The sequence below is a fragment of the Myroides sp. ZB35 genome (genome assembly GCF_001865835.1).
Classification (GTDB): domain Bacteria; phylum Bacteroidota; class Bacteroidia; order Flavobacteriales; family Flavobacteriaceae; genus Flavobacterium; species Flavobacterium odoratimimum.
Genome location: NZ_CP017769.1, coordinates 888,981 through 908,800 on the forward strand (window position 1 = coordinate 888,981; position 19,820 = coordinate 908,800).

Genomic DNA, 19,820 nt, shown 5'->3' on the forward strand with positions numbered 1-19,820 from the left:
CTATTCGTATTTGATATACTTTAATACATCTACTCTAGTGGCTTTAAAAGCACGACTTATAACAATTAGTAATGTCAATATTATAATGATGACAAAACAAAATATAAATGGCCATACACTCATCTCTATTCTAAAAGCATAATCACTTAACCATTTATTCAAGAAGTAATAACTGGGAAATACAGCTATTCCAAAACCTATTAAACAAAACACAATGTACTGCCCTGTTAACTTCTGTATCAGATCTTTAGGTCTCGCACCTAATACTTTGCGTATAGCGACTTCTTTTAACCTAGAGTTAATCGTAAATGATGCCAAACTATACAATCCAAAAAGAGCAATAAAAACAACCAATAAATTCAAGACTAAAAATACTTTGCGCTCTTGTAAAGACCGTTCAAAACTCTGTGCAAAACGCTTATCTACGAACTCATAAGTAAAAGGTGAATCAGAGATATTATGTTTTTTCCAAACCTGTTCTATAGCTTCCATCGTCTCTTTAACATTCTCCGTATTTATCTTAATAGACATCTCATTCATATTGCTCCCCCATCCTTGTTCAAAATCTAATGACATAAATATCATTGGACGATAATCTTCATGCAATCCAAACAAATTAAAATCCTTTACAACCCCAACAATAGTAACTTTCTCTTCATTCCATTCAAATTCTTTTCCTAAAGCATTGTCAGTAATACCCATCATTGTTATTGCCTTTTCATTTAGCAATACATTTTTTATACTATCAGAAGCAAAATCTTGAGACAGTGCTCTTCCTTCTTTTAATTTAATATCAAATAGTTTTAAAAAATCATCATCCATAGCTGCTACACCTGCCTGTATTTGTTTGCCTTGATAAGAATATCCTACAGACGAATAATTTTTTCCGCCTATTGCCAATGACCACGCACTTGCCCCCTCAACTCCTTTTATTTTAAGAATATCTGCTTTTAGTCTTTTATAGATAGGTAGAGTATTCTCTACAAGATCTCTTTTAAGGTTATACGGTACCCCTACTATCTGATTTGCATTATAACCTAAATCCTTGTTAAGCATATAATTCACTTGTTGATTAACAATCAAAGAACCGATGATAAAAAAACAAGCAACGATAAACTGAACTGTTAGTAATGTATTCTTAAACCAAACTCCTTTCTTACTTCTTTTTATATTTCCTTTTAAAACTTCTATTGTTTTAAAACTAGAAATATAGAACGCAGGCACTGTTCCCACTAAAAAAATTACAGTTATTAGAAACAATAAAACCTGAGGCACAAATTCCAAAACATTAAACAACAATTTAGCTTTAAAAAACACTCTCAGACTAGGAAGAGCATATTCAACTATAACTAAAGAAATGATAATAGATATAAGTACTGTTACAGCTGACTCAAAATAGTTTTGCAGCATTGTACTTGCTTTATTAGCTCCTAATACTTTGCGTACACCTAACTCTTTACCCCTATTCATTACTTGTACTGTAGTAATATTGATATAATTAAATACTGACAATAACATGATAAGACTTGAAAGACCTATAGCAATATAAATTCTATTTCTATTCGCTATTCCTTCTGGCAAAGCGTTTTTTTGATTCGAATTAACTAACCGTTGTCCTTTTAAATCATGTAAATAAAATGTCAATACATAATCTTTTTCTTTTTTTAGTTCCTCTATCGTGAGTCCTTTGCTTTTTGCTACAGGAGCAATCACTTTTTCGTCGTATATACTTAATAATTGTTTCTCTATCAACTCTTTTGACTCTGGACTTTTTAATTTAATCCAAAGTGCTGAACTATAATTTCCCCAACCATTACTACCTATAGCATTTTCTACTCGTTCGTCCAAAACATTAAATACCATATTAGGATTTATAGAACTCAGTGTTTCTGCTTCCTTATAAACTCCTTTTACTGTAAATGTCTTTCCCCACAAAAGAATTACTTGCCCTACAGGTTCTTCATTTTTAAATAGATATTTCACATAAGTATCCTTGATAAATACCTGATTAGGTCCATCAAAAGGTTTTATTTTATTTCCTTGTACAATCTCAAAAGGGAATACGTCAAAAAACGCTGATTGCCCAAAACTAGCTTTTTCAAAAACTTTAGCCTCTCCATTGATCAACACTACACCTCCCTGATAATGAGCATCTAAATAACTATAAGTTTCTACACGATCTGAAATATCCTTTAAAACCTCTCCATAAGGATAAGATAATGATGGCCAGCCTTCCTCTTCACTAAACTTAGTCTCTACCATAAATACACGATCACTATCCTTGTGCCAAGTATCATAAGACATCTCTTCAGTATAATATAAATACGAAATAATCACAGCTGATAATCCTATCGCCAACCCTATGACTGTCAACAAGAAATACATCTTGTGCTTCATCGTATTGTACCAATAAATCTTTAACCAGTTTTTTATCATACTACTCGTATTTAATATATTTTAATACATCCACTCTAGTCGCTTTATAAGCACGACTGATAACAATTAGTAATGTCAATATTATAATGATGACAAAACAAAATATAAATGGCCATACACTCATCTCTATTCTAAAAGCATAATCACTTAACCATTTATTCAAGAAGTAATAACTTGGAAACACAGCTATTCCAAAGCCTATTAAACAAAAGACAATGTACTGCCCTGTTAACTTCTGTATCAGATCTTTAGGTCTCGCACCTAATACTTTGCGTATAGCAACTTCTTTTAACCTAGAGTTAATCGTAAATGATGCCAAACTATACAGTCCAAAAAGAGCAATAAAAACAACCAAAGAATTCAATACTAAGAACACATTTCGTTCTTGTAAAGACCGTTCAAAACTCTGTGCAAAACGCTTATCTACAAACTCATAAGTAAAAGGTAAGTCAGATATATTATGCTTCTTCCATACCTCCTCAATAGCCTTCATTGTTTCCTCTGCCTTATTAGCTTTTATTTTAATAGACATCTCCTTCATACCTTTCCCCCATCCATTATTAGATAGAGCAACAAATAATAATGGTCTATAATCTGCTTTAAGTCCTATCAGATTAAAATTTTTCACAACCCCTACTATAGTATGCTCACCTCCATTCCATTTGATATTTTGTCCTATTGGCTCTAATTCTCCCATTAAGGACATTGCTTTCTCATTAATCAAAACATTCCGGATACTATCACTAGCTAAATCCTTTGATAACATCCTTCCTTCTTTCATTTCAATCTGGTATAATTCCAAGAAATCATAATCTATAGCTGCTATACCAGGCTGCACATCTTTTTCTTTATAACTAAAGCCTGATGACACATACCTATATCCACCAATGTCTAATAAGCAAGCACTTACACCTTCTATATTTTTCAACTTTAGTACATCCTTTTTTAGCCGTTCATACACATCTAGCTGATTAGTCACCTCCTTTTTAAAGTTGTATTTCACTGCTACTATTTGATCTGCATTATATCCTAAATCTTTTTTCAACATATAACTCACTTGCTGATAAATAATGAAAGAGCCTATAATAAAAAAACAAGCAACAATAAACTGAACTGTTAACAATATGTTCTTAAACCACACACCTTTCTTACTCCTCTTCATATTCCCTTTTAAAACATCTATTGTTTTAAAACTAGAAATATAGAATGCTGGAAGAGTCCCCACTAAGGCTACTACTAATACTAAGAATACGATTAGTTGAAATATAAAATCTAGTATATTAAAACTCAACTGTGCCTCAAAAAAAACTCTTAAACTAGGTAAAGAGAATTCTACTATTACAAAAGACAACACTATAGAGATTAGTACCGTTATAGTTGATTCAAAATAATTTTGATACATCAGACTTAAACGATTCGCACCAAAAGTCTTACGCATCCCCACTTCCTTACCTCTATTCATTACCTGTACTGTAGTAATATTGATATAATTAAATACAGATAATAATATGATTAACACGGATAAACCTATGGCAATATATATTCTATCAACATTAGCTTTTCCTTCTGGAAGTGCATTTATATCATCAATTTTAACAAAGCGTTGTCCCTTTAAATCATGTAAATAAAAACCAAAAGAATGCTCCCCTCTACTTCTTTTATACTCGTCTACAGATATACCTTTTTTATTAGCCTCAGGCAACATGACATACTTATCATATATATCAAGTAACCTTTTTTCTATAATCTCTCTTGATTGAGCTTCCTTTAGTTTTATCCATAAAGCAGAGTTGTAGTTTCCCCAATACTCTTTTTCAACAGCTTCTTTCTCCCTTTCATCTAAATCATTCATTACGATATTAGGATTGATAGAACTTAATGTATTTGCTTCTTTAAATATTCCTTTTACTACATAAGAGACACCCCATATTACTATAGTCTGTCCTATAGGGTCTCTATCTTTAAATAAGTATTCTACATATGTATCTTTTATATATGCTTGATTTGGAGCATCAAAAGGTTGTAGTTGACTTCCACTTACTATTTCAAAAGGAAATACAGTAAAGAAATTAGACTGTACACTAATAGCCTTGGTATAAGCAAGCAGTTCTCCATTATGCACTAGCATTCCATCATCATAGCTATTATCTACATAAGAATATGCTTCTACTTCAGGAGATATTTCTTTTAATTTAGAGCCAAATGGATAAGATAACATTGGCCAGCTTTCCTCTTCACTAAACTTAGTCTCTACCATAAATACACGATCACTATCCTTGTGCCAAGTATCATAAGACATTTCTTCAGTATAATATAAATACGAAATAATCACAGCTGATAATCCTATCGCCAATCCTACTACTGTCAACAAGAAATACATCTTGTGTTTCATCGTATTGTACCAATAAATCTTTAACCAGTTCTTTAACATCTCTATTCGTATTTGATATACTTTAATACATCTACTCTAGTCGCTTTATAAGCACGACTGATAACAATCAGCAATGTCAATCCTAAAATCAACAACAAACTATACACATACACATCCAATCCGATCTCTATGCGGTACGCATAATTCGCTAACCACTTATTTAAAAAGTAATAACTAGGGAATACTGCTATACCGAATCCAACTAAGCAATAGATTATATACTGAAATGACAACTGTCTTAACAGTCCGAAAGTCTCAGCTCCTAATACCTTGCGGATAGCTACTTCTCTTAACTTTGTTCCTATCGTAAAAGACGATACAGCAAACAAGCCAAATAAAGCAATGAATACAACTGTATAATTTAATACTCTAAATACTTTTCTCTCTAATAAAACACGGTCAAAAGTTTTCGCATAACGTTGATCTACAAATTCATAAACAAAAGGAATTTTACTATCTATATTATATTTCTTCCATATTTTTTCAACAGCTTCTAGAGTAGGTTCTATCTTATCTTTACTTAATTTAATAGAGACATACAGAAAGTTATTTCTTATCCTTTGATTAGTATGAAAGTGGTAGTAAATCTTAGGTTTTACTTCGTTTGCTAATCTTTCATTATTATAGTCATCTACCACACCTATGATTGTGTACTTAAAACCTTTGCCTTCTATAAACTTCCCTAGTGGTTCTTTCTCTTTCATTTCTCTAACAAAAGCTTCATTGACAATGATGTTATTAATACTATCAGAAGCAAAGCGAGAAGATATATTTCTCCCTTGTTTCATCTTTATATCATATAGATCAAAGTAATTATAATCCATTCCGATTTGCTCTACTAAGAACTGTTCTGATTGATACGAATGATAAGTAAAGACATTAGATAATGCACCACTTCCAAAGTGTGAAGAAGCTGTTGACACATCCTCCACTCCTTTTAATTGTAGAAGTTCTTCTTTAAAATTATAGTATTTACTTAATCGATCAGATGACTCATTATACTGATTATTTTCGTCAAATAACACACCTATTACCTGATCTCCCTTAAAGCCAAGATCTTTATGAAGCATATAATTAACCTGTTGGTGTATTAATATCCCACTGGTGATAAAAAAACTAGCAATAACAAACTGTAATACTAAAAAACTGTTTTTTAGTATTCTTCCACTAGTGCTTTTATAGATAAAACCTTTAAGTGCTGATACCGTATCCATCTTATCGAGATATAGTGCTGGTAACATACCCACTAAGAGAGTGACAACTATTAATACACTCGATAATAAACCTATAAACTTAAAAAACGAGAACTCAATAGTTGTATCAACAAATACATTTATGAACGGCACTAATAATTCTAAAATAATAACACTTAATAATAAAGCTATTCCTGTTGTTACAAAAGATTCAAATAGTCCTTGACTAATAATTAAGCCTCTGTTTGCACCTAAAACCTTTCTCACTCCCACTTCTTTAGTTCGATTTAGAGACTGAGACAATGTTAGATTAATAAAATTAAATACAGACAGTAATAATATCATAACAGACAGTCCCACTATAATCTTCAACATCAATAGATTAGTATTCCCTTCAGGAAGAAAGTAACCAATTGCATTCATTCTAGCGCCATTTAAGGGTAATAAATAACTCTTAGCATAGAAGCTTTTAAAAGTAGTCTCTACAAATTCTTCTACAGAAACTCCTTTAGACTCTGCTAAAACAGTATAAAAGTGTTCATAGAATAAATTATCAATAGCTACCCTAGCCTGTTCCTTATCTTTGGTTTTAACTACTAAATTATAATTACTTGTAAACCAATCTCCTCTAGACGCGATCTCTTCAGTACTTAACTTATCTATTACAATATTAGGACTCATAGAACTTCTTATATCATGTTCTATTCTATAGACAGCAGATACACTATACTTAACATCCTTTATCTCAATTTCTTCTCCTAATGGATTAACATTTTTACCGAATAGTAATTCAGCTAATTCTAACTCTATAGCAATATCATTTGGATTATTAAACGCTGTTTTGTCATTGCCATAAATAAACTCAAAAGGAAAAAAAGAAAAGAAATTCTTCTGAGCATATATTACTTTCTCAATAGTATATTCCTTCTCATCTATTTTTACATTTGTCTGAAAATATACTCCATTATAATACATATAGTCTTCTACTATAGGATAATTATCCTTTAAAGAATATCCTAATCCAAAAGGCTGACTATCAATAGAAAACTGATCACTTTTAGTCTCTAAAACAAAAACCTCATCCTTATAAGGATTCCATTGATCATAACTAGACTCTTCTAGATAATATAACGATGCTAATGTAACTGACGCAATACCTATCGCCAATCCTACTACTGTCAACAAGAAATACATCTTGTGTTTCATCGTATTGTACCAATAAATCTTTAACCAGTTCTTTAACATCTCTATTCGTATTTGATATACTTTAATACATCTACTCTAGTCGCCTTATAAGCACGACTAATAACAATCAACAATGTCAATCCTAAAATCAACAACAAACTATACACATACACACTCCATCCGATCTCTATGCGATACGCATAGTTCGCTAACCACTTATTTAAAAAATAATAACTAGGGAATACTGCTATACCGAATCCAACCAAGCAATAGATTATATACTGAAATGTCAATTGTCTTAACAGTCCGAAAGTCTCAGCTCCTAATACCTTGCGGATAGCTACTTCTCTTAGCTTTGTTCCTATTGTAAAAGACGATACAGCAAACAGTCCAAATAAAGCAATGAATACAACTACAGTACTTAGAATATTAAATATTCTCTTCTCCATCTGTACTTTATGGAAAGTCTCTGCAAACTGCTTATCTACAAACTTGTATTGAAACACATCCCTTTCTTCTATATTGTACTTCTTCCACAGCTTCTCGATATCAACAATAGTCTTACTAAAATATTCTGGAACAACCTTTATGTATATGACAGAATACATCCCATAGCTATGCTTAGTCTCTGGCATATAAGAATATACTGATGGTAATATTTTATCTTCTAGTCCATCGATATTAAAGTCTTTAATTATTCCCACTATTTTTTTATTCGTACCTAGCAGTTCTACTGAAGTATCAAGAGGCTTAGTCAAATTCATCCTACGAACAAAAGTCTCATTCACCACCACATTATCTAAACTATCAGAAGATAATTGAGCAGATAACATCCTACCTTCTTTTAATTCAATCTTTAATACATCGAAGAAATCATAGTCTATCATAACATTACTAATCATCAAATTCTCTTTCCCGTTGTTGTGATAGGTACCAAATACACCATTTGAAGCATTTCCAAAACCTATGGTACTAGTAGATACCGACTCTATTCCTCTAATCTTTTCTAGTTCGGCTTTGAAGCTTGCATATTTAGCAGCGCGCTTTCCTGTATAACTATTATGATTAAGAAACTCTATATTAATAACTTGATCTCCTTTAAAACCCAGACTTTTATTGAGCATATAACTTACTTGCTCATTGACGATGATAGAACCAATAATAAAGAAACAAGCTATTGTAAATTGAAGAACTAAAAAACCATTACTAAGCCACTTACCTCCTTTAGTCCCTATTACATTTCCTTTTAATAATTTGACAGTCTCAAATCTTGAAACAAAAAAAGCAGGAATACCACCGCATATCAGAATCACTAAAGTGGCAATAACGATAAGAACAGCTAAATCATTGATAAACGAAAATGTGATATTCGCCTCTAAATAGACATTGATATAAGGCAGAATGAGCTCAATAATACAAATAGCTAATACTAAAGAAAGAATAACCACAATAGCAGTTTCAAAAATACTCTGCTGATAAAAACTTCTCTTACCTCCACCAGCTACTCTTCTCATTCCTATTTCTTTTCCTCTACTCACTACTTGCGTTAATGATAGATTGACATAATTAAAAATAGAAAGTAAGAGTATCGTCATAGATAAGAAGATACTAATGTTTAGCATTTGCACATTTGCGCTACCTGCTGGGAATAATAACCTTTTATTCGGTAACATACGAGCATCTGCAAGTTTATTTAATACGATATCTCCTGTATAGTATTTAAAAGGCTCCTCTTCTTTATATTGCTCTAATGTTAGACCATCCTTCTCTGCCTTAGGAATGGCAACATATTTATCTCTAAGCTCCACTATAGCCTTTTTAATTCTATCAGGCTGTTTAGTCTTCACACATAGATTTAATCCAAATTCCTTCGTCCAGTCATCATTTTCACTAGGCTTTTCAGGCAAATTATTCATAACTGCATTAGGAGCAAAAGAACTGCGTAGGTCTCCTATTTTGTATACACCAGAGATTATAAACCTAGTGTTACCCTGACTATCATAGTTTGGATTAACAGCTTCTATTGTCTTACCTATTGGGTTTACTCCTTCCCCAAATAGTGCTTCAGAGATCTTAATATCTATTGCTACATCATTAGGATTAACTAACGCTTTTTCAGCATTGCCATATACAAACTCGAATGGAAAAAACTCAAAGTAGTTATCTTGTACAGCATATGTATCCTTTACATCTATTGTCTTCTCATTATAAATAAAATTTAAAGAACCATTATATCCAAAGTACATATAATCATCTAGTTCCTTATAATTATCCTTTAGATACCTTCCCATAGGACGGAACTGATCTGTCATAGAGAAATTCGGAGCTACAGTCTCTACGAGATACACCTCATCCTTATAAGGGTTCCATTGATCATAACTAGACTCTTCTAGATAGTACAACGATGCTAATACAACTGACGCAATACCTAGTGTCAATCCTACTACTGTCAACAAGAAATACATCTTGTGCTTCATCGTATTGTACCAATATATTTTCAACCAGTTCTTTAACATTTTTATTCGTATTTGATATAATTAATAATATTGATTTTAACAGCCTTATACAGCTTACTTGCTAAAACCACAAAGACTAAAACAGAGAGTAGCACTAAAGAAAGTACAAATGGGTAAACCGAAATATCTGTATGATCTACAAACCTATCTAACCATCTGCTCATCAACCAATATGTAGGATATAGTACTAATACATAAGTAATCCCCAGAGCATATATAAAAGGCTTTAGTAACTTTAGATAGAGTTCTTTCTCACTAGCCCCTAATACTTTTCTGATCACGATTTCCTTTAATTGTTGTTCTATTGCAAAGGACATCACCGCGTAGAGTCCGAACAGAGCGATCAACACTACTGCTCCATTCCACAGCATAAACATATTGCGCTGTGATAATGTTTTCTGATAAGTCTGAGCAAACTGTTTCTTCACAGCCATCACCTCAAACGGATACTCATAATCGACATTCACTATCCAGAACGCTTGTAGACGTTCTAGAGTTTCTTCCTTTATCTCTGGATCTATCTGCACAGATAGAGACTCTATACCATAAGGTAAAAACTCTATATCTCTCCAGTGAAACAGAAGCATTGGCTTTATGCTCTCTTCAAACCCGTCTCGGTTAAAGTCTCCTATTACCCCTTTTATGATAAACGTATTACTGTCATACGCTATGACTTCCCCTACTACATCACTAGGTTGTTTACCTAGTTGAGTAACAAACTTCTCATTGACATATACGGTTGGGAGATCTTCATCTATATCCTCCTCAAGCGCCAGCATATTGAAGCCCATCATCTGTATATACCCTTCATCTACCCCATCCATGATGAAGTCCGTTATTTTCTGTTGTTGATAATAAGCCGTATGATTCGTATTCATACTATTTCCTTTAAAAGAGATCGTAGACAGCCCTACACCTTTCACCCCTTTTATATCCGCTATTTGCTCTATGACTTTAGATGACCTATACATCTTACGTCTGATCTGTTGTGTATATAGCTTGACTTGATATACCTGCTCTCCCTTAAATCCTAATTCTTTGCTTTGCATATAATCCACTTGATTATACACTAGCCATCCAGCGATTAAGAAAAAGAAAGCAATCACCAACTGTATTCCCACGAATGCCATTCTCCATTTAGAGATACTTAGATGAAGCTGTACTTGTCCTCCCTTAGTGTGTTGTCTCGCGATAATACTACCGTATAAAGCAGGTAACAAACCTCCTAGACAAATAATTCCTCCACCTATCAGTAAAATCACAATCCCCATAGCTTCCCAAGAGAACACTAAGTGTTGATGTAAAAAACTGTTGTAGATAGGTAAGCTCAATTCTACTAAAACCAAAGAAATACTTAACGCAACTAAGACATTCAGTACCGTCTCAAAAAGTAACTGTAATACCAACTGTCCTTTTGAAGCTCCTATAATTCTTCTTAGAGACAACTCCTTTGCTCTACTTAAGACATTAGACTGATTCAGACTGATATAGTTCACTACAGTCAGTAAAAAGATTAAGAACGAACACCCACTGATTAACCCTATTGTTTCTCTCTTTGTATTTCCTTCTAATAGAGTACTCTGCTTAGATTCAAATCGAGCTTCTGCTAATGGAACTAACTTAGAAGTAACCTCATCTCCTCTATCATCGAAGTATTTATTCTTCTTTTTCTTATTGTAGTAAACTTCTTCTAGGTCTTTTAATAACTTAACCTGGTCTACTCCTTCTGCTTTTTTAAACACGAGCCCACCTACATTCTCTTGCCATAACTCATACTCTTCCATATCATCAAAGTCTATAGAAGCAAGTACAACCTCAGGCATTATCGTAGCACGTTGATTTAATTTATACACCCCTCTTATCACATACTTCTGATGCGCTAACGACAGTGTGTCACCCACGGGATTTGTGTCTCCAAAAAAACGAGTAGCAAGATTAGAAGATATTACTATAGAATAGTCATCTATGAACAGTCTATCTTTATCGCCATACTTAAATTCAAAAGAAAAAAAATGAAAGAACGACTCTTGTGTATTTAATATCTTACTTACAACTCCCTGTTCTGATCTACTCTCCCCATAGAAATCTAAATACTCTAATGCGTAGTAACAGTAGTCTTCAGCTAATTGATTCTCTAATAAATAAGGCCCAACCCCTGCAGGGATATAAATAGAATTGGATTGTTTTCCCATCTCTAGGTTTACTTCATACATATTACCTACCTTAGGTATCCATCTATTATAGCTATACTCACTCTTATAGTAAGTCACTGCTAGGATAACAGAAGCCATACCAATAGCTAACCCTATGATATTCCACAAAAAGAACAATCTAGAGTTGCTGATATTTTTAATATATATTTTAAACCAATTCTTTAGCATAACACTAATTACCTGCCTTAACTGATCCCATAGAATCTGTATATTTCTTTAATTCTTTTGGTGTATTATAGTACACCACTTTACCCATAGAGTCTGCATAAGCATTTAGACTTTCTGTAGGATACACTTCTGCCTTCCCCATAGAGTCTACCTCAGCTTTTACTGTTTTTGCTTTTAAGCCTTTGCCTGCGAATGTCGCTGCACTATCCACATTGACTACAAGGGATTCGACATCTCCTGTCACTTCCACACGACCTGCTGAGTCTACATTAGCCTTCATTGTCTTCGCTGTTACATTACCAACATACTTAGAGGCTGAGTCTACATTAATACTGATTGTATTCACAGAGAAATTAGCATTTATAGATCCAGCCCCATCAACAGATATCTTAGCGCTATCACCAGATACTCTACCAGACACCACTATTCTAGCCATAGCACTAGCGTAATAAGTAAGTACTGACTTCTGAGAAACATTCACTGTAATCTTTCCTATACTTTTATATCTTCTGTTTGGAGATTTGGATTCAATAGACAATTTAGTTCCTACCTGTCTGATTTGTACTAACTCTTCTGGGCTCTCCATATCAGTGACTATTTCTACTGTATTAGAATCCCTAGTTGCATCAACATTAACTATCACTATAGAAGATACTTCTATACTTTGTACTCCTCCAGCGATAGTAACCGTTTGCTTACCTTGTCCATGCATGATAAAGGACAATAGCGCGGCTACAAGTGTTAATAAAAAACGTATCATAATTCTGTGTTTTTATTCTGCAAAAACATCTACGATTTTAGTATTCATTTTCTCTGATAAGATCATTCCATCTTTCATTAAAATCGTGCGTTCTGAGTACGAAGCATCGTGATTCGAGTGAGTCACCATGATGATTGTAGCTCCTTGTTGGTGCAGTTCTGTTAATAATTCCATTACTTCGTTACCATTCTTACTATCTAAGTTACCTGTAGGCTCATCGGCTAGGATAATCTTAGGGTTCGTTACTAAAGCACGCCCTACAGCCACACGTTGTTGTTGTCCTCCTGATAGCTGTTGTGGATAATGTTTTAATCTATGTACTATGTTCAAGCGTTCTGCTATCTCCATTACCCTCTTCTTGCGCTCACTACTAGGCACTTTATTATAGATTAGAGGAAGTTCTATATTATCATACACTGTCAACTCATCGATTAGATTAAAGTTCTGGAAGATAAATCCGATGTTTTCTTTTCTAATCTGTGCTCGCTGACTTTCTGTTAATCCCACCATCTCCTTGTCTAATAATAGGTAGCTTCCACTACTCGCATTATCTAATAGTCCGATGATATTTAACAGTGTTGACTTTCCACATCCTGAAGGTCCCATAACAGAGATAAACTCTCCTTTTTTCACATTTAAAGAAACCTGATTTAAAGCTGTTGTCTCTATTTCTTCTGTCTGAAATACACGAGACATTTGATTAATAGTTATTACCATAATTATTCTTCTATGTTTAAATGTTCTACTCTTAAATAATCTTTATAACTTGATACGATCACTTCCTCCCCTACTTCTAAGCCTGATATGACTTCATAGTAAGCAGGATTCTCGCGTCCTATCTCTACATTCCTTCTTGTAGCCTTATTATTTTTCACTACATATACCCATTCTCCTTTTGTGTCTTGAAAGAAATTACCTTTAGGTAATAAGAGCGCTTTCTCTTTTCCTGACAAGAATAACTTCACTCCGAAAGTCGTCCCTTCCTGTAGTTTTAGCTCCTTTTCTGTATCGAAAGCTAGGTGTACTTCGAATCTACCACTCTTTACCTCAGGCAACACTTTGATCACTTCTACATTCGTGATTTGCCCTTTCATATCGATCTGCCCTCTCTGCTTAAGCATTATTTTATCGAGATAGAACTCATCTACCTGTGCAACTAGCTTATATCCTTCCATCACATCTATCTTACCGATACTTTCTCCTCCGTTATACGTCTTTCCTAATATAGCCTCGAACGATGACAGCCTCCCCGATACAGGTGCTTTTAATAAGAAATTCTGTTTATTCTCTCTTAGCTGCTCTAAGCTTCTATTGATGACAGCTATCGATTGATCTATTTGTTTTACTTGTAACGCATTACTTTGTTTCTCTTTTTGGATACTCTCTTCCATCAGCGCCTTACGCTTTTTTTGATATGTTAGAGCCTCTCTTGTTTTGTTCCAATCACTCTCTGACAATATCTCTTGATCATATAATTTCTTATTCAGATCATACTGTAGCTCTGCATTCTTATAATCGTACTCGATGCTTATCAAATCTTTCGTTAAATTTAACTCTTGATTACGAATATTCATCTTATTCACATTCAAATTATTCATTTGATCAATCAGAGAAGCTTCTTGAGACATAAAGTTAAACTCAGAACTCGGGTTATACAGTCTTACTAAAGGTTGTCCCTGTACTACCATACTACCATTCTCTACTAATCTCTCCATCACCGCTCCTCCTTCTGTGATATTAACTAACAAAGAATGCAATGGTTCTACCTGAGACTGAAAAGAAATATACTCTTCGAAGAAGTTCTCTTCTACAGGACGAATACGTATCTCTTTCTTAGAAACGTTTAAAGCGATATGCTGAAAAAAAGTGATATAACTGATCAATAGCAAAGCGATAATACCAACTGAAACAAGTATTATCTTAACTTTTTTTCTATTTTTACGAGGAATAGTACGATCCATTATTAATTGTTTTATAGATATAATAACAATAATGTGCCAATCATTAATGAACACATTAATCATTACAAATCAACAACTTAATATTTGATCAAAAAATAAACTGTTCAGTTTCGGACACTAAAACGTTCGCTTTTGAAATAAACCTTTACACCATGAGAAAAACTAACGCTACAATTCTTGTATTAGACGACAATTCTGAAGTTCTTATTGCAGCAAAAATGTTGCTAAAAAGACACTTTGAAACCATATTGACGAATAATAACCCCAAAAAAATAGCAGAAATACTTTCTCAACAAGAAGTAGATGTGATTATTCTAGACATGAATTATCGCGTAGGCTTCGAAGATGGTAAAGAAGGGATATTTTGGTTTAAAGAGATTAAGAATATTGCACCGAATACACAGATTATACTGATGACTTCTTATGGTAATGTAGAGACTGCTGTAGAGGGAATCAAACTCGGAGCGGTAGATTATATCCTAAAACCATGGAATAACGAAGCACTTATAGAAACCGTAAAAGGAGTAGTCAAGCAACTGCGCAAAAAAGAAACAGTAGTAGACAAACCACAAAAAGAAGATAACGTATTTATAGGCCAGGCTCCTAGCATTCAGAAAGTATATACGATGGCTAGTCGTGTAGCTAAAACGGATGTTAATGCACTAATATTAGGAGAGAATGGTACAGGTAAATACGTATTAGCAAAACATATACATGACAATTCTCCTCGAAAAGAGCAACCATTCATCCATGTAGACTTGGGGTCTTTAAACGAAAATCTTTTTGAGAGTGAGCTATTTGGTTATGCTAAAGGAGCTTTTACAGATGCTAAACAAGATACCGAAGGTCGCTTCGAAGCCGCAAATGGCGGGACTATATTCTTAGACGAAATCGGCAATGTACCTCTTCACTTACAAGCTAAGCTTCTTCAAGTCATCCAATCTAAAAGTGTGATTCGACTAGGGGAGTCTAAAGCTCGCCCTGTAGACATCCGCATCATCACAGCTACGAATGCTAATATAGAACAAGAGGTCAATGAGAAGTCATTCAGAGAAGACTTGTATTACCGTATCAACACTGTGACACTACAGCTACCTCCATTAAGAGATCGCCTAGAAGATATCTTACCTCTACTACAATTCTTTGTGGAAGAGTATGCACATAAATATGATCGTACTGTACCGAGTATTAGCGAATCTACTCAGCAAGCCTTAACTTACTACGACTGGAAAGGGAATATACGCGAAATGCAAAACCGTGTAGAGCGTGCATTAATCCTAACAGAAGAGGATGAACTAAACCTTCATGATTTCGGTATTTCACCAACTATGATTAACGATACCTCTACAGAAGAGAATACCTTACAAGATATGGAGCGTATCTCTATCCTTAAAGCACTAGAGAAGTACGATGGCAATATCTCTCAGACGGCTGAAGAACTAGGGTTATCTAGAGCCGCGTTATACAGAAGACTAGAAAAGTACAATATCAAAAACTAAGTTTAATCCTATGCAGTCATTTCACTTTAAAGCCTTCTTGCGCATTATAGTCATCCTTCTATTAGGATTGTTAGGCATGTTTTTATTCACTAAGAGTCTTGTGTATTCCTTTGTCTTGGTATGTATACTGATAGTCGCTTTATTCATTGAACTTTTCTTTTTTCAGAAGAAATATTACACAGCCATAGACCGTATTGTACTAGCGATGATGTATGATGACTATTCGCTTAAGACAACAAAAGAGCAACCTAATGAGACACTAAACAACTTACAGAAGCTCTACCATAAACTGCAAACACAACAACAGCAAAACGAAATACGCGAGCTCGTCTATCTAAATATTTTAAACAATATAGAAACAGGTATCCTAATTCTAGAGAAGAAGAACGATAAGTGGGACATATTCCTTATCAATGATTACTTCTCTTCCCTATTCGATATACCGAAGATTAGGTCTTGGACAAACCTAGAACGACTACTCCCTACACTAACCCATCATCTACAACAGCTAAACTTTAAAGAGTCTAAAGAGTCTATCGATATCAAAATAGAGCATGAGGAGAAACAAACCTTTATGCTCCAAACTTCTAATACAATAAGTCAAAATCAAGAGTACTTCATCGTTTTATTAGATTCTATTCAGAAAGTGTTAGAGAAAAAAGAAAAAGATACTTGGGAGAATCTAATGAAGATTATCTCTCATGAGATCATGAACTCTCTTACACCTATCCACTCACTTGCTCATAATACTCAAGAAATACTAGAAGAGGAAGAGCTGTCAGAAGAAGATATGGATGATATCAAAGTAAGTATCAATACGATCGTTAATCGTACTAATCACTTACAGCAATTCATAGACAACTATAGAAAGCTAACCATGCTGACCTCTCCTAAAAAGCAATCAGCCCCTGTTAATCGCATCATACAGATGAGTATAGAAACTCTGATGCCTCTATTTAAGAATAACGGTATCAAAGTACAAACAAACTTAAATCTGCAGATCAATCTAGAGTGGGACATTAAGCAGATGGAGCAAGTATTTATCAACTTATTGACGAATGCAATACACGCCACTGCCAAACAAGAGGTAAAAGAAATCCATATTAACTTATACGAAAAGAACAACCGTATCTACATAGATATAGAAGACAGTGGACTAGGAATTATCCCTGAGATTAAAGAGAAGATATTCATCCCTTTCTACACCACCCGTGAAGAAGGTGCAGGTATCGGACTACCTCTATCTAAGAATATCGTAGAGATGCACAATGGGTACCTAACGTACCACAGACGAGAAGACAGAACAGTCTTCAGTCTTAACTTCCCACTGTATTAAATTAATTAGGAATTAGAAATTGCACCTATGGCATAATATCTAGTATCTTGTCATTCCGACGATAGGAGGAATCACACTAGCATATCCACAAACGCATTTAGCCCACACGCCTCCTGACTACGTCAAAGTACAGACGCATTATCATGCGCGTCACACAATGGACGTCACTAGAAATCTCTACTAGATATTTTCTTAATACCCGACCTTTTTGACCACATATCTATATATGATCTCTAAAGCTATCAAAAAGAGGAATACTATAAATAACAAAACTCCACCTAATCAAGTGGAGTTTCTTTATTGTCTATGCTACATCATACGAAGTGGATAACTTCACCTCGATATTTAGTCCTGTCTTATCTCTTAAAATATCATTCTGTACACCATAGTTCTGTGGGACTCTATATGTACTGTAATTCTTATTACTAATAATAGGATTGCGTATTAAATCACTTTTATCAGAGTGATGCTCTTTAAAACTCAATATAGTTTCTTCAAACTTTCTACAAGCATCTGTAAACCATCCTTTTCCCAATCCTGTTTTTATCTCAAAAAACACAACAAACTGTTCTGCTCTAAAGAGGAATCCTTCACATCGCTTGATTAACTCCTCACCTGTCGAAGCACTACTAAAAGTATCATCATTAACCAATCTGAAAATATCTATACAGTAATCTATTGCTCTGTACTCTACCTCATACCTATTCGGATTATGAATCGTAAAATCCCAAGTATCTTCTTCTTCAAACTTCACAACTGCTGGCGTATTACTATCCGAATTCGCATCACTAATCCCTACCTTACTAGTAGAAAAAACAGTCAAAAAAGAAGTATCAAAAAAATCTACTTGCATAAATCCTCTATTTGAAATAATTCAGAGAACTGTATATTAATATCTTCTAAACTATCATTTAAATAGTTCTCATCAGAAGGCAATCCTTTATACATTTCTAACTGTTCAATACTTCCTCTTTCTTCATCTAATTGGTACACCACTAGATCATCTATTCCTAATACTGCTTCTAGAGGAACTACATTAGCCACCCTATTTAGAGCCTCAGTATTATCTGCTGCTAACTGTGCTACACGACTAGCCTTCACTGCTAGTGTTAAATAATTAATCAAATAAGGACTATGCGTCGTTAAGACTAACTGGTTATACTCATTCTCATTATTATAAGCAACTAACTTATTCAGTACCTTACGTTGAGACTTAGGGAATAAGTTCTGCTCTAACTCTTCTACAATATTGATTACACTACGGCAGATGTATTTGTTATCTACATTTCTCTGTTTTTCATCTAAATATACAGTAGAATCTAATCTATAATCATCAACATGGTCTCCATCCTGTATTGCTCTAGACATGACTATCTCAACATTTCTCCGAATCTGCTGATCTGCACTAAGTGAATTAATCAATTTCTGCTCATCTTGTTTAATAAACTGAGAAAGATAATCCGTTACTAAATACAAAGGTACTACAGAGTGAAACCCACTAGAAGCTTCCGTTACTTTTAGTCGCTTATTATTCGTTACCACATAGCTATTATCAGAAGATGAATCGTATAAGAAGCTCGCTTTATTAATAGGTAAGATTACTTCCTTATCCTTATTCGTTAACTGAGCATATCTGTACTCTATCAAGTAGGTCTGTAGGCTACCAGCAACTAAACTAGAAACATGAGTAAGATTCTCTATCGAACTCAACACATTGCGCTCGGCAGGCACATACATGACCTTAGGTTGTACGATATTCTGATCATTGAATAACGTTGCCTCTACATTATACTTACCTTCGCTTTCAACAACTCTTAGATGGTAATAATTTCCTTTATACTCTAGTTCTGAATATGGTTCTATATAATTCTGTAAACGATGATAAGTTAATAACTCAATAAAAGCATTCTCTTTAAGAGGTAAAGTTTTATCTCCTCTAATCAAAGCTTTCTCTAACCAAACAAAAGTAGCTATCAATTTAGCAACAGTACTCTTACCAGAACCTTGATCACCTATAAACACAGTAACCTTGTGGATATCTATCCATCCATCATTACCTGTATATCCCTCTCTTACTGGTCCGAAGTTCTTAACTTTAATTTGTCTCTGCATTGTATTAACT

General features: G+C 34.0%; 12 protein-coding genes. 2 read left to right on the plus strand and 10 right to left on the minus strand.

Annotation, left to right across the window (positions count from 1 at the left end):
- From BK054_RS04030 to BK054_RS04065, 8 genes are read right to left on the minus strand one after another with little or no spacing between them, the layout of a single operon-like run.
- Positions 1–2,436 (minus strand): ABC transporter permease, encoded by a 2,436-nt coding sequence (locus BK054_RS04030; RefSeq protein WP_071306941.1) that lies wholly within the window; start codon positions 2,434–2,436, stop codon positions 1–3.
- A gap of 1 nt (position 2,437) precedes the next feature.
- A complete protein-coding gene (locus BK054_RS04035; RefSeq protein ID WP_071306942.1) occupies positions 2,438–4,867 on the minus strand; it encodes an ABC transporter permease in 2,430 nt (809 codons plus the stop codon).
- Positions 4,868–4,869: 2 nt separating this feature from the next.
- Positions 4,870–7,305, minus strand: a complete 2,436-nt coding sequence (locus BK054_RS04040; RefSeq protein WP_025124560.1) for an ABC transporter permease — start codon at positions 7,303–7,305, stop codon at positions 4,870–4,872.
- 2 nt (positions 7,306–7,307) lie between these two features.
- On the minus strand, positions 7,308–9,761 hold the full coding sequence (locus tag BK054_RS04045) for an ABC transporter permease (RefSeq protein ID WP_006262320.1): 2,454 nt from the start codon (positions 9,759–9,761) through the stop codon (positions 7,308–7,310).
- A 2-nt stretch (positions 9,762–9,763) separates the two neighbouring features.
- A complete protein-coding gene (locus BK054_RS04050) occupies positions 9,764–12,142 on the minus strand; it encodes an ABC transporter permease (protein ID WP_071306943.1) in 2,379 nt (792 codons plus the stop codon).
- A 4-nt stretch (positions 12,143–12,146) separates the two neighbouring features.
- Complete coding sequence (locus BK054_RS04055; protein ID WP_071306944.1) at positions 12,147–12,902, minus strand: GIN domain-containing protein; 756 nt, start codon at positions 12,900–12,902, stop codon at positions 12,147–12,149.
- Between the two features lie 12 nt (positions 12,903–12,914).
- Positions 12,915–13,598: an ABC transporter ATP-binding protein gene (locus BK054_RS04060; protein ID WP_006262323.1), complete on the minus strand. Its 684-nt coding sequence runs from the start codon at positions 13,596–13,598 to the stop codon at positions 12,915–12,917.
- A gap of 23 nt (positions 13,599–13,621) precedes the next feature.
- Complete coding sequence (locus BK054_RS04065) at positions 13,622–14,863, minus strand: efflux RND transporter periplasmic adaptor subunit (protein WP_156860084.1); 1,242 nt, start codon at positions 14,861–14,863, stop codon at positions 13,622–13,624.
- Between the two features lie 152 nt (positions 14,864–15,015).
- Here BK054_RS04065 and BK054_RS04070 point away from each other — a divergent pair, with 152 nt between their 5' ends.
- A complete protein-coding gene (locus BK054_RS04070) occupies positions 15,016–16,362 on the plus strand; it encodes a sigma-54-dependent transcriptional regulator (protein ID WP_006266753.1) in 1,347 nt (448 codons plus the stop codon).
- Between the two features lie 10 nt (positions 16,363–16,372).
- Complete coding sequence (locus BK054_RS04075; protein ID WP_071306945.1) at positions 16,373–17,698, plus strand: sensor histidine kinase; 1,326 nt, start codon at positions 16,373–16,375, stop codon at positions 17,696–17,698.
- Between the two features lie 304 nt (positions 17,699–18,002).
- Here BK054_RS04075 and BK054_RS04080 read toward each other — a convergent pair whose 3' ends face one another.
- Both BK054_RS04080 and BK054_RS04085 read right to left on the minus strand, forming a co-directional pair.
- The gene (locus BK054_RS04080) at positions 18,003–18,551 is read right to left on the minus strand and encodes a hypothetical protein (RefSeq protein WP_071306946.1); all 549 of its coding nucleotides are present in this window, start codon (positions 18,549–18,551) and stop codon (positions 18,003–18,005) included.
- Entirely contained in the window at positions 18,542–19,810 is a 1,269-nt protein-coding gene (locus BK054_RS04085; RefSeq protein ID WP_071306947.1) for an AAA family ATPase, read from the minus strand. The genes BK054_RS04080 and BK054_RS04085 overlap by 10 nt, the downstream gene beginning before the upstream one ends.
- Positions 19,811–19,820: the final 10 nt, after the last annotated feature.

Bases quoted from the DNA above. Each gene is read 5' to 3' on its own strand.
- BK054_RS04085 (WP_071306947.1), bottom strand. From the start codon at position 19,810: ATGCAGAGACAAATTAAAGTTAAGAACTTCGGACCAGTAAGAGAGGGA.
- BK054_RS04035 (WP_071306942.1), bottom strand. From the start codon at position 4,867: ATGTTAAAGAACTGGTTAAAGATTTATTGGTACAATACGATGAAACAC.
- BK054_RS04045 (WP_006262320.1), bottom strand. From the start codon at position 9,761: ATGTTAAAGAACTGGTTGAAAATATATTGGTACAATACGATGAAGCAC.
- BK054_RS04060 (WP_006262323.1), bottom strand. From the start codon at position 13,598: ATGTCTCGTGTATTTCAGACAGAAGAAATAGAGACAACAGCTTTAAAT.
- BK054_RS04075 (WP_071306945.1), top strand. From the start codon at position 16,373: ATGCAGTCATTTCACTTTAAAGCCTTCTTGCGCATTATAGTCATCCTT.
- BK054_RS04080 (WP_071306946.1), bottom strand. From the start codon at position 18,551: ATGCAAGTAGATTTTTTTGATACTTCTTTTTTGACTGTTTTTTCTACT.
- BK054_RS04040 (WP_025124560.1), bottom strand. From the start codon at position 7,305: ATGTTAAAGAACTGGTTAAAGATTTATTGGTACAATACGATGAAACAC.
- BK054_RS04055 (WP_071306944.1), bottom strand. From the start codon at position 12,902: ATGATACGTTTTTTATTAACACTTGTAGCCGCGCTATTGTCCTTTATC.
- BK054_RS04050 (WP_071306943.1), bottom strand. From the start codon at position 12,142: ATGCTAAAGAATTGGTTTAAAATATATATTAAAAATATCAGCAACTCT.
- BK054_RS04070 (WP_006266753.1), top strand. From the start codon at position 15,016: ATGAGAAAAACTAACGCTACAATTCTTGTATTAGACGACAATTCTGAA.
- BK054_RS04065 (WP_156860084.1), bottom strand. From the start codon at position 14,863: ATGGATCGTACTATTCCTCGTAAAAATAGAAAAAAAGTTAAGATAATA.
- BK054_RS04030 (WP_071306941.1), bottom strand. From the start codon at position 2,436: ATGATAAAAAACTGGTTAAAGATTTATTGGTACAATACGATGAAGCAC.